The 12,256-nt window shown below is 36.6% G+C and carries 11 protein-coding genes and 4 tRNA genes; 8 read left to right on the top strand and 7 right to left on the bottom strand.

What is annotated here, in order from left to right:
* Nucleotides 1–9: 9 nt before the first annotated feature.
* The 5 genes from GOQ16_RS02940 to GOQ16_RS02920 form a co-directional block, all read right to left on the bottom strand.
* Nucleotides 10–666 carry a hypothetical protein gene (locus GOQ16_RS02940; protein ID WP_160067727.1) on the bottom strand — a complete coding sequence of 219 codons (657 nt, stop codon included), beginning with the start codon at nucleotides 664–666 and terminating at the stop codon, nucleotides 10–12.
* Between the two features lie 74 nt (nucleotides 667–740).
* Entirely contained in the window at nucleotides 741–2,111 is a 1,371-nt protein-coding gene (locus GOQ16_RS02935) for a DUF3943 domain-containing protein (protein ID WP_160067725.1), read from the bottom strand.
* Nucleotides 2,112–2,344: 233 nt separating this feature from the next.
* On the bottom strand, nucleotides 2,345–3,055 hold the full coding sequence (locus GOQ16_RS02930; protein WP_160067723.1) for a pirin family protein: 711 nt from the start codon (nucleotides 3,053–3,055) through the stop codon (nucleotides 2,345–2,347).
* 78 nt (nucleotides 3,056–3,133) lie between these two features.
* A complete protein-coding gene (locus tag GOQ16_RS02925; RefSeq protein WP_149915094.1) occupies nucleotides 3,134–3,706 on the bottom strand; it encodes a Crp/Fnr family transcriptional regulator in 573 nt (190 codons plus the stop codon).
* A 109-nt stretch (nucleotides 3,707–3,815) separates the two neighbouring features.
* Entirely contained in the window at nucleotides 3,816–5,963 is a 2,148-nt protein-coding gene (locus tag GOQ16_RS02920; RefSeq protein ID WP_160067721.1) for a prolyl oligopeptidase family serine peptidase, read from the bottom strand.
* A 93-nt stretch (nucleotides 5,964–6,056) separates the two neighbouring features.
* Here GOQ16_RS02920 and GOQ16_RS02915 point away from each other — a divergent pair, with 93 nt between their 5' ends.
* The 8 genes from GOQ16_RS02915 (at nucleotide 6,057) to GOQ16_RS02880 (ending at nucleotide 9,426) form a co-directional block, all read left to right on the top strand.
* The gene (locus tag GOQ16_RS02915) at nucleotides 6,057–6,803 is read left to right on the top strand and encodes a UDP-2,3-diacylglucosamine diphosphatase (protein ID WP_160067867.1); all 747 of its coding nucleotides are present in this window, start codon (nucleotides 6,057–6,059) and stop codon (nucleotides 6,801–6,803) included.
* Nucleotides 6,794–7,357, top strand: coding sequence for a Crp/Fnr family transcriptional regulator (locus GOQ16_RS02910; protein WP_160067719.1), 564 nt, complete (start codon nucleotides 6,794–6,796; stop codon nucleotides 7,355–7,357). Before GOQ16_RS02915 ends, GOQ16_RS02910 begins: the two co-directional genes overlap by 10 nt.
* Before the next feature lie 70 nt (nucleotides 7,358–7,427).
* The gene (locus GOQ16_RS02905) at nucleotides 7,428–7,757 is read left to right on the top strand and encodes a DMT family transporter (protein ID WP_149915097.1); all 330 of its coding nucleotides are present in this window, start codon (nucleotides 7,428–7,430) and stop codon (nucleotides 7,755–7,757) included.
* A gap of 78 nt (nucleotides 7,758–7,835) precedes the next feature.
* The gene (prfA, locus tag GOQ16_RS02900) at nucleotides 7,836–8,909 is read left to right on the top strand and encodes a peptide chain release factor 1 (protein WP_149915098.1); all 1,074 of its coding nucleotides are present in this window, start codon (nucleotides 7,836–7,838) and stop codon (nucleotides 8,907–8,909) included.
* Between the two features lie 73 nt (nucleotides 8,910–8,982).
* A tRNA-Asp gene (locus GOQ16_RS02895) sits at nucleotides 8,983–9,056 on the top strand.
* A gap of 57 nt (nucleotides 9,057–9,113) precedes the next feature.
* Nucleotides 9,114–9,190, top strand: a tRNA-Asp gene (locus tag GOQ16_RS02890).
* 51 nt (nucleotides 9,191–9,241) lie between these two features.
* Nucleotides 9,242–9,315 (top strand) — tRNA-Asp (locus GOQ16_RS02885).
* A gap of 37 nt (nucleotides 9,316–9,352) precedes the next feature.
* A tRNA-Asp gene (locus tag GOQ16_RS02880) sits at nucleotides 9,353–9,426 on the top strand.
* 199 nt (nucleotides 9,427–9,625) lie between these two features.
* Here the strand turns inward: GOQ16_RS02880 and GOQ16_RS02875 are convergent.
* Together GOQ16_RS02875 and GOQ16_RS02870 are read right to left on the bottom strand one after the other, a co-directional pair.
* Nucleotides 9,626–11,023 carry an MFS transporter gene (locus GOQ16_RS02875; RefSeq protein ID WP_160067717.1) on the bottom strand — a complete coding sequence of 466 codons (1,398 nt, stop codon included), beginning with the start codon at nucleotides 11,021–11,023 and terminating at the stop codon, nucleotides 9,626–9,628.
* 28 nt (nucleotides 11,024–11,051) lie between these two features.
* The gene (locus tag GOQ16_RS02870) at nucleotides 11,052–12,221 is read right to left on the bottom strand and encodes a glycoside hydrolase family 130 protein (protein ID WP_160067715.1); all 1,170 of its coding nucleotides are present in this window, start codon (nucleotides 12,219–12,221) and stop codon (nucleotides 11,052–11,054) included.
* Between the last annotated feature and the right edge of the window lie 35 nt (nucleotides 12,222–12,256).

Below are 12,256 nucleotides of genomic sequence, written 5' to 3'. Positions count from 1 at the left end.
CATAGTATATTAAAGTTTTAAATAAATTCCCAATTGTACGAATAAATCGAAACGAACATCCCTATACTCGCTATTCAAGATATACAGCTGAGGACCGATTTCGAAATTAAAACCCATTTTATTACTCCAATTTCTGTTTAATCCATATTTTGGTACAATAGATAAGACATAACTCCAATCTGTATAATTTTTCTTAAAATTTTCTTCTATCACATTCATACCCAACACAGCATTCTGTGTATATTTTTTTTCTTCAAATATTAACCCATTAAGGGAATTCACTAACGATACACCAAAATAGTCTCCTGCATTAGAAGATATATCTTTCCCTTTTTCCTTACGACTTGACAATGTATAATAATATTTATATCCTAATGAAACAGTTGGAGATATATAATATCTTTTGAATTCTATTAAGTCCATATTTTCGAATTCTCCATTCTCCTTATATCCAGAAATCCCTCCGATACTAAATTCAAAAGTAGACTTCGAATGTAAGCGGCTTTCGTAATTATATTCCAATCCAGGATAAAATGCAGATAATCGAATAGAAGAGAATGATTTTTCAAGTAAACTTTCTTCTTCAGAAGCCCCCACTTCTTGTGCATGCAGAGAATTTGAAATAAGTAAGAAAATTAATAGAATGAAATAATTTGATTTAGTCATAATAATTTAGATAGTTCGAGATAATAATTAATCTCATTAAATTAAGTGAAAATCATTAATTCACGAAATATAATCTAAAATTGAATATTATAACCTACAGATATTCTTCCAAATGGAAACTCCCGCTGAAAATCTGGGTATTTATCTTCTTTAAAATGTCCTTCTAAAGCAAAATAACCAGAAGCGACATTTAAGGAAAACCGACTAAACAATCTTAAACTTGCTTCTAGTGTAGTGGTATGCAATATATAATATGATTCATTGCCACTTATGGTATGAAAATAACCACCGTTATAATCACCTGTTACCATCAAACGATTCAACAAACTCAATTCCCCACGAAAACGATAAGATGCTCCTGAACCGTAGTTGTAATTTCGACTGTCGCCATACAGTAAATAAGGGTCAGGCACCGCAGCAAGTACGACTGCTCCTGCCCCCACACTTAAGTTCAACCGATTATTTTTCTTATATCTAAATTGTGAGTTCCAGTTATACACTAAACTTTGCGCACCGTAGAAAAATGCATCATTATTGTAGAAGTCATAATGTGCATTCAATGTACCAAAATGTTCCCCTCGCCTCGACTTGAAAAACTGTGCTCCACTTAACAAGGCATGTACATTGACAGCATTAATAAACGTACTATCCCCATTCCCTACTTCCAAATTCACATGAAACTCATCAAAGGGCCCTTTGTAATTGTGGTCACCATTGCTGTAATGAAACCTTAATCTACTATATATTGAATTCTTGCCCTTTTCTAAAAAATCACCTTCCCTAGCATCAAAATGACGAAATCCCATATCAAATTCAGCACTGATATGTGAAGAATCTACAGCATAATAATCATCAATCTTCTTACCCCATTTCCCATCCAATAGTCTATTCAAACTATTCACAGGATTAACCAGCAATGCAACAATCTCGTTCCCTATCATATTATGCCCATGTTTGCTGCGGGACAATATATTACGCGAGACGCGATGTGTCATTTCTCCCAAAATCACACCGCCAAAAGTCGTGTTTACCAAATCATTTATCGAAGGATGCTGTGTTTCCCCTGCTGTCTCCCAGATGTAACTACCTACAACAGTAGCGATACTGGATTGGTAAAAATTATACCCATTGCTTCGGAAAGCATTAAAATATAATTGACCGTGCCAAGGGTGATCAATTTGGTTTGTGGTGAATTGATTATCGTCCCAATCCCAAGCACTAATACGCTGATGATTTAAAAAATTTTGGAAAGAAATATACGAATACGGATCACGTGTGATAAAACGATTAAATGTCGCTGGAAATGCCTGTGCTAAAAACCATTCTGTACTTGCACGCCAAAAATGCTTTTTGCGTGTTGGAATCAATTCTTGCAATGTCGTATCAGACTTTGAAAGATTAATCGGCTTCCAAAAATTACGTGGATAATTTTCAGCTGAATCCAAAGTTATAATTAAGGAATCATTCTTCGAGAAAGAAATATCCTCAGCCTTTGAATAAGAGCAGCATAAAAGAACTAAAAATAAAACTTGAAAACATTTTATCATTCAACAAAAATATGAAATTTAAAAAGAGAATAAATTTCAGTTAGTATAATTGGACAGTTTTATTACAAACAGTGCTATAAACAAATAGCCTAGTCAAAAGCTAGGCTATTACTTCTATCTTTAATAAATAATTACACCATCGGTACTTCCATGATCAATACGGAAGCATTTTCTTTCGCTGTAAATGTTATAGAAGAAACATCTGTAATTCCAATAGCATCTCTTCTCTCCAAAGTTTCGTTAGCTATTTCCAATTGTCCTTCCAATAAGAAAATATACACCCCTGTTCCTTCTCCTTTTAATACATATTCAACAGTGTTTCCAGCATCCAAATCTGCTAGATGAAACCACGCATCTTGGTGAATCCAAGTACCTTCGTCATCGGGATTTGGTGAGATAACTTGTTGCAATTTATTTTTACGATCAGCCGGATCAATTTTGATTTGATCGTATCGTGGCGTTACGTTTTCTTTATTTGGGAATAACCAAATTTGTAAAAATTTAACAGGATCAACTTCACTTCCATTGAATTCACTATGTGCTACACCAGTTCCTGCGCTCATCACCTGAATTTCGTTGGGCTGAATTGTTCCTTCATTACCCATGCTATCGCTATGTGCCAACGTACCTTCTAATGGAATAGATATAATTTCCATATTGCTGTGCGGATGACGGCCAAAACCATTTCCTCCTGCAACAAAATCATCGTTCAATACGCGCAATGCCCCAAAATGCATACGCTGCGGATTATTGTATCCTGCAAAACTAAATGTGTGGTAGCTTTTCAACCAACCGTGATCTGCATATCCTCTACTATCTGCTTTATGAATTATCGTTCTCATTTTATTTCCCTTTCTTATTTGATATTACAAAGTTATCTTCTAATCGCGGTAGAATTCTTAACCTAGATTAAGAAAATATTAATTACGCTCTGCACGAAGCTTACTCAAAAATTCCGGAGTAATACCAATATAAGAAGCAATGGATTTCTGTGGTATAGTATGAATCAAAGTAGGATATAAATCACAGAATTTTTCATAGCGTAATTTGGCTGTAAGACTAAGGTAATTTATTGTGCGTTGATTACTCGCTGCCAACGCATTTTCACTCAAAATACGAAAATAACGTTCGAGCTTTGGAATCCTATCAAAAATAGAAACTTGACAAGTACGACTAAGCAATAAAACTTTACTCTCTAATAAAGCGTCAATATTCAATTCACTTGGTTTATTTTTCACCAAAGAATACATATCCGAAATCCACCAATTCTCAGGCGCAAATTGCACAATATGTTCAAAACCGTCACGATCTACAGTGTACGAACGTAAACATCCTTCCACTACAAAAGCAGAATACGACGCTACTTCACCAGCTTGATGCAGAAATTTTTTACGTGGAACATCCTTTTCTTTAACAAGCTCGCGAACGATTTCTACCTCTTCTTCTGTAAGGGGAACAATACTTTGGATATGCTGTATTAATTTTTCAACCATAAAAAAGGACGACTAATTGTCGTCCTTACTAAAATACTATTTAATTTCGGTATAGCCAATCTACATTGCATATAGCCCCTTTATTATGCATGCCCTGTATAAGTTAACACTATTTAATTTCAGAATATCCTACTCCCATATTTTGAAACATAAACGCCCAACGGTCTGCATTTTCTTCAATTTGCATGGCTGTTGATTTACCTGCGCCATGTCCTGCTTTGGTATCAATACGAATTAATACTGGATTACTTCCTTTGTGGTACTCTTGAAGACGAGCTGCAAATTTAAACGAATGTGCTGGAACCACACGGTCGTCGTGATCCGCGGTCATGACCATCGTCGCAGGATACGAAGTATTTCGTTTTAATGCATGATAAGGTGAATACTTGTACAAATAGTCAAACATCTCTTTGCTATCATCTGCTGTGCCATAATCAAAAGCCCAACCCGCGCCAGCTGTAAACTTATGGTAACGCAACATATCCAATACTCCCACGGCAGGAAACGCAACTTTAAACAACTCTGGTCGCTGTGTCATGCAAGCACCAACTAAAAGTCCACCATTCGAACCCCCAGCGATTGCTAATTTTTCGGAATAAGTATATTTTTCATTGATTAAATATTCTGCTGCCGCAATGAAGTCGTCAAAGACATTTTGCTTTTTCAATTTTGTACCTGCTAAATGCCAGTTTTCGCCGTACTCACCACCTCCGCGAAGATTCGCCACGGCATATACACCACCTTGCTCTAGCAAAATTGTATGTGCTAAACTGAAAGAAGGTGTGAGACTGATATTAAATCCGCCATAAGCATATAATAAAGTTGGATTTGTTCCATCTAATTTTACACCCTTTTTGTGTGTAATAATCATCGGAACTTTTGTACCATCTTTTGACGTATAAAATATTTGTTTGGACTCATATTGCGAAGGATCAAATTTCGCACCCGATTCTTTGTAGATTTCTGATTTTCCCGAAGCAATATCATACTTGTAAATTGTGCTTGGATGAATGTACGAAGTAAACGAATAATACAAATCTTTATCTTCTTTCTTTGCACCAAAACCTGAAGCAGTTCCTACACCTGGTAATTCAATTTCACGCTCTAGTTTACCATTACGATCAAATTGTTTCACCAATGAAGTCGCATCTTTCAAGTAAGAAGCGAATATTTTACCGCCACCTATCGATGGGCTCAATACATTATCTGTTTCAGGAATTAAATCTGTCCAATTTTCAGGTGTTGGATTCGCAAAATCAACAGTAACAATACGACCATTCGATGCGTTTAATTCGGTGTAAATAAACAATTTGCTACCGTCATTGTCCATGACATAATGATTCTTATCCATATTATTCACAACAGTGACAAATTTTGAATCTGGGATACTTAAATCTTTCACCCATAATTCATTTCCTGAAGTCGTATTCGCTGCACTTACTATTAAGAATCGCTCATCCTCAGTCAATCCTGCACCAATATAACGACGTTTCATACTTTCGCCACCAAAGACCAATTCGTCCTCTTTTTGTGGTGTATTTAATTTATGGAAATACAATTTGTGCACATCCGTCATCGCGGACAAAGCAGAACCAGCCTTCGGCTTTTCGTATGAGCTGTAATAAAATCCTTCGTTGCCTCGCCAAGCCAAACCAGAAAATTTGACATCAATTAATGTATCACCCACTACAGACTTATCATCTGCTTTCAACACCACAACCTTACGCCAGTCCGAACCACCCTCTGAAAGTTGATACGCCACTAATGAACCATCCTTACTAAAAGAAATACCAGCTAAAGAGGTCGTTCCATCTGTCGAAAATTTATTTGGGTCTAAGAATACCTCTTCCTTGTCATTATTGCCTTTTTTACGGTATAATACCGATTGATTTTGAAGTCCATCATTTTTGTACCAATAAATATACTCTCCCTCTTGATAAGGAGCAGAGAATTTCTCGTAATTCCACAAGGTTTCTAAACGAGATTTGATGGCATCACGAAAAGGAATTTGAGATAAATAATCTTGTGTTACTTCATTTTGAGCTGTAACCCAAGCTTTTGTTTTATCGGACAAATCATCTTCCAACCAACGATAAGGGTCTTCCACTTCTACACCAAAATAAGTGTCCTTTTGATCAACTTTCTCTGTCTGTGGATACGGTTTTAGCGTAATTTCTTTCACTGCTTCGATTTTATTTTGTGATTGACAGCCGACTATAGCTGTCGCCAACAACATTAAACTTAAATTTCTTACCATAATTTATCATCTATATAAACAAAACTACTAAATATTATGAGTTTGCGCCAAGGGGGTTGTAATCAACGTGCTATTTCGGTATTTTTACCGCTTATGCAAACAAGAAACAAGATATATTTTGCTTCCGATTTTCACTTAGGTGCTTTTCCTTTAGAAAAATCCGCTGAACGCGAAAAAGTTATTGTGCAATGGCTAGATGCTATTAAGCATGATGCGATCGAACTATATTTAGTTGGTGATATTTTTGATTTCTGGTTTGAATATGCAACTGTAATTCCCAAAGGTTATATTCGCTTTTTGGGAAAGCTTGCTGAACTGGCAGATTTAGGCATTAAACTTACTTTTTTCAAAGGCAATCACGACATGTGGATGTTTGGGTATTTGAAAAAAGAGCTGAATGCACGGATTATTGATAATGAATTAGTATTGAATCTTGATGGCAAGTCTTTTTATATCCATCACGGGGACGGATTAGGTCCTGGTGATGCGAAATATAAGTTTTTGAAGAAGATTTTTAGAAGTTCTCTTTGTCAATGGTTATTTGCAAGGATACATCCTAATCTAGGAATTGGTATTGCGACCCGTTGGTCAAAACATAGCCGTGTTTCTAGCAATGCGCCTGAAACTTTTTTGGGAGAAGATAAAGAATGGCTAATTCAGTACAGCAAAGAATTATTGAATTCGCAACATTATGATTTTATGATTTATGGCCATCGCCATGTTCCATATGATATTATCGTAAATGACAATACTCAAATCGTGAATTTGGGAGAATGGATAAATCATCGCACGTACGCTGTATGGGATGGAGAAAAATTAACTTTGCAGCAATGGAACTAAGCAAAGGTTTTGCGTCTATTTATCCCTTGGCTGATGTGGAGATGGATAAAATCATTGCAATAGCAGAGAAAGTCTCCCTCGCAAAGAATGATATACTTATTCAGCAACAACAAATTAACAAATACATTTATTTCCTTGAAGAAGGAATCTGTCGAATCTTTTACCCGAAAGAAGAAAAAGAAGTTGTATTAGACTTTTGCTTTCCAGGTGATATCATATTACCACTGAACAGTTATATACATTCCTTACCCACTTATGAAATTGTAGATACCTTATCGGATTGTTCTATTTACCGCATTTCTATATCAAAGCTCCAAGAATTGTATACTACTTCGCTACCTATTGCAAATTGGGGTAGAAAATTAGCGGAATTAGAAACACTAAAAATCGAAGAAAGACTCATGCAAAGTCTTTTCAAATCAGCAGCCGAGCGCTATGCTGATTTACTACGTAAAGCTCCCAAACTTTTGCATCACATCAAACTGGGCTATATCGCCTCTTACCTTGGCGTTACGCAAGTTACGTTGTCCCGAATTCGAGCAGATATCAAATAGTTTTTTATCATTTGTAAAAAGTTATTCCTCCTAAAATCCTGACCTTTGTGTTACAACAAAAGGAAAAAACATGAATTGGATATTTTTAATTTTAGGTGGTTTATTTGAAATAGGTTTTACCACATGTCTAGGAAAAGCTAAAGACGCGACAGGCAACGAAAGTTTAGCTTGGTATGGTGGATTTGTGGTCTGTCTATTCGCATCAATGGGTTTATTGATTAAAGCAACTCAAACTCTGCCACTCGGAACAGCTTATGCTGTTTGGACAGGTATTGGTGCTGTAGGTACGGTGTTGATGGGAATATTTTTTTTCAAAGAACCCGCTGACTTTTGGCGTATATTCTTCATTTTTACTTTAATCGCATCTATTGTAGGGCTTAAAGCAGTTTCAAGTCATTAAGAAATCCTGCTCAATTAATATAAATTTTCAGTAATTTTGCCTTTCCAAAAGGCAAATAGGCCTGTGGAATTTAGAATTATGTTAGAAAAATTACAAGCTATTAAGGAAAGATGGGAAGAAGTGGAAGCTGAATTAAGCAATCCAGAAACCATCTCGGATATGAAACGTTTTGCAAAATTGAACAAGGAATACAAAGACTTGGGCAAAATTGTAGATCAATATCATATTTATAGAAATATTGTTAGCAATATGGAAGCTAACAAAGAGATTCTTTTGAATGAGAAGGATCAAGAGTTGCGTGAAATGGCAAAAGAAGAGCAGGATATGCTGTATGCGCAAAAAGAGGAAAAAGAGGAAGAAATTCGTCTAATGTTGATCCCTAAAGATCCTGAAGACGCTAAAAACGCTATTATTGAAATTCGTGGTGGTACTGGAGGTGATGAAGCAGCTATTTTTGCTGGAGATTTATACCGTATGTACACACGTTATTTTGAGAAAAAAGGATGGCGTAATGAAGTAATGGATGTGACGGAAGGTACTTCTGGTGGTTATAAAGAAGTAATCTTGAAAGTCATTGGTGAAGATGTTTATGGACAATTGAAATATGAATCGGGTGTACACCGTGTGCAACGTGTCCCAGACACCGAGACACAGGGTCGTGTACACACATCTGCTGCATCTGTAGCGGTATTACCTGAAGCAGAAGAAGTCGATGTAGAGTTGAATCCTGGAGATATCGAATTACAAACGTCACGTTCTGGTGGTGCTGGTGGTCAAAACGTAAATAAAGTAGAAACAAAAGTACAATTGACGCATAAACCAACTGGTATTGTTGTCGTTTGTCAAGTAGAACGTTCGCAATTGGCGAACCGCGAATTAGCGATGGAGATGCTTCGTAACAAACTTTACGAGATCGAATTGAATAAAAAGAATGGTGATATCGCTGCTAAACGTAAGACTTTGGTATCTTCTGGAGACCGTTCAGCGAAAGTTCGTACATATAATTACCCACAAGGTCGTGTAACTGAACATAGAATTGGTTTGACGATGTATAATCTTACGGCTATTATGGACGGTGATATTCAGGACATTATCGATGCATTGCAGTTTGCAGAGAATGCAGAGAAGATGAAAGATGGTGCTGTAGACTAATTTTTTTGCAAAAAAAGTTTGTTTTTACGCAAAACAGCCCTATATTTGCACACCTTCTCAGATGAAGGGTTTAGGTCTGGTAGTTCAGCTGGTTAGAATACATGCCTGTCACGCATGGGGTCGCGGGTTCGAGTCCCGTCCAGACCGCAACAAGAAGAAAGAAAAAGTTCTTTCAACGTTCTGAAAAATATTGAAAATAATTTTGGTCTGGTAGTTCAGCTGGTTAGAATACATGCCTGTCACGCATGGGGTCGCGGGTTCGAGTCCCGTCCAGACCGCCAAATTATTTCGAAGATTTCAATCGTTCTTTAAAAGCATTAAAAAAGATTTTAGGTCTGGTAGTTCAGCTGGTTAGAATACATGCCTGTCACGCATGGGGTCGCGGGTTCGAGTCCCGTCCAGACCGCTAAAATTCTTTTTAAATACAACAACTAAAAATCTTAGGTCTGGTAGTTCAGCTGGTTAGAATACATGCCTGTCACGCATGGGGTCGCGGGTTCGAGTCCCGTCCAGACCGCTTAAGATATTTCAAAAAGGTTATTCATTTATTTGAATAACCTTTTTTTGTTTATGATAAAATACATACCATTTAAGTATTCTTTATCTTTTAATTTGAATTTTGCTATAAAGCTGACGCTATTATTGTTGAACCTATTTTTTAACAATAGTTTCTAAACTAAATTTGATAATTAATCATTCACTAAATAATTATTAAACTATGTCTGATTTCTTTTGAGACTAAGGTTTTCTGAAATAACAATTACACGAGCTTCATCTAATGGATAAAAAAACACAAAAATTGCAGATAATAATGCCCCAATGGCTGGAAAAAAACTCAAAAACATACGTATGCCGTTTAACGTATCATCTGACTGTATAGTGTTGGCTTGAAATCCAAAATAGCCCAATAGCCATCCTGTCAAAGCCGATCCGAATGCCCAGCCTAATTTTTGACTCATAGAAGAAGAGCTAAATATCAAACCTGTTGCACGTCGTCCCGTTTTATATTCCGAATAATCTACACAATCTGCATACATAGACCATAATAATGGAAATACAATACCAGCACAACAACTAATTAGAATCTGTAGTGTGAATATTTCAAAAACACCGTCTCTTGGTATCCAGTAGAAAAATATACTTCCCATGAATGCGATAAGCATACTTCCAATAAAAGTATTTTTCTTTCCTATACGATTACTTAATGGCGCTGCTATAATGACACCTACTAAATTGGCTAACTGTCCGATCGAGAAGTACAAACCACTTAATACAAATGGAATTTGAAAAATCTTAATATGATCAAACAGATCTTCTTCTACGTAATATTTGAAATAATATAGCGCTGCTCCATCCCGAACAGAATTAAAAACTAAAGTAAAAACACCAGCTCCCAGTAAAATCCACCATGGCATGTTTCGAAGCAAGTTTTTAACATCTTCCTTTAATGAGCTGTGGTCATCTGAAAAAGCAACAACGCGTTCTTTTGTCCACAAAAAACAGAGAAAAAACAAAATTACAGCACTCACAGCTACAACACTTGCGGCCATTACCCAGCCGTATTGCTGATTGGATGACTCAATATCATTATCGCTAAAATAGCTCACTAGCGGATTGAAAAATAGTAAAGTCACAAAACTCCCGAGATAAGCAAATGTCATTCGATAGGTCGCCAGAACACTTCTAGTTTTCGGTGATGAGCTCATGACCCCTAACAAAGATGCATAAGGCACATTGATTACCGAATACACCATCATCATCAAAGAATAAGTAGCATAGGCATAAATAATTTTCCCTGAATCATTAAATGAAGGTGTATAAAACGTGAAAACACCAATGACTCCAAATGGCACTGCGACATACAATAAATAAGGTCGAAACTTACCCCATTTGGACTTCGTTCTATCTGCTATCACACCTATAATAGGGTCAAAGAGAGAATCCCAGACTCTGGTAATTAAAAACATGGTACCCACTACTTGCGCCTCTAAACCAAATACGTCAGTATAGAAAAACATGAGGTACATGCCGAACAGCTTCCAAAACATAGAAGATGCGGCATCACCAAAACCATAACCTATCTTCTCTTTTAGGGTTACCTTTTCAGAAATCATTTAATAACAGTTTTTGTTGGTCAGAAAGCTATTGCTCCAGATTATTGGATATCAATTGGCTTAATTGCTGTATAGATGTAGCTGATCTGTAACCATCGGGCGGAGTATTTAGACAGTAATCTAATAGGCGATCGACAGAAGATACGGCTACATGCATACGTGTATCACTAGATGCATAGTAAATATAAACTTTACCATCGTCATCTGCAATCCATCCGTTAGAAAAAAGCACATTTGACACATCTCCTATTCGTTCATCGTCTTGTGGAGCCATAAAATATCCTCCTGGTTCGGCTCTCATTACCGTTGGGTTTGTTAAATCTGTTAAATAAAGATATAAAACATAGCGTAAGCCTGCTGCACAAGCACGCACCCCATGCGCTAAGTGCAACCAACCTCTTTCAGTTTTCAAGGGAGCTGGGCCTTCCCCATTCTTTAATTCTTTGATAGTATGGTAGAAGCGGTGATTTATAATAATTTCATGTTCTATAGAGACATCGTACAAAGAATCTACCAAAGTCCATCCAATCCCACCACCACTACCTGCATCTATAAAACTATCTTGTGGTCTTGTGTAGAGTGCATATTTACCTTCGACAAATTCTGGGTGCAACACTACATTTCGTTGTTGACTTCTAGATTTAATATCAGGTAGCCTTTCCCAGTTTATTAAATCCTTTGTTCGAACAATTCCCGCAGACGCCACTGCAGAGGAAAAATCTTCAGGTGATGCTGTTGTATCTTTTCTTTCTGCACAAAATATGCCATATACCCAACCGTCATCATGTGCAGTTATTCGCATATCGTATATATTGGTCTCCGGATTATCCGCCTCAGGGAATGTAATAGGATAATTCCAAAACTTAAAACTATCTACTCCATTATCACTTTCGGCAATTGCAAAAAACGATTTCCGATCATTCCCTTCTACGCGTACGACAACTAGATATTTGTTATTCCACTTTATTGCCCCAGCATTGAATGTTCCATTTATACCGAATCTTTCCATTAAATAAGGGTTTTGATTTTCATCTAAATCATATCTCCAAAATAACGGTGTGTGTTCTGCTGTAAGAATGGGATATTTGTACCGTTCAAAAACCCCGTTCCCTGGAAAAACTGGTTCATTTTTCCTATTTAATAGAAGTTCATGATTTCTGGTTAAAACCTCAAATCTTTTCTGAAATAACTCCTTCATGTTAATTTTCTAAAGTTTATCCGTGTTCAAGGACA

This window comes from Sphingobacterium bovisgrunnientis (genome assembly GCF_009829085.1).
In the GTDB taxonomy this organism is placed as follows: Bacteria; Bacteroidota; Bacteroidia; order Sphingobacteriales; family Sphingobacteriaceae; genus Sphingobacterium; species Sphingobacterium bovisgrunnientis.
The sequence above is the reverse complement of the archived record's forward strand: the minus strand, read 5'-3'. Positions and strand labels throughout refer to the sequence as shown.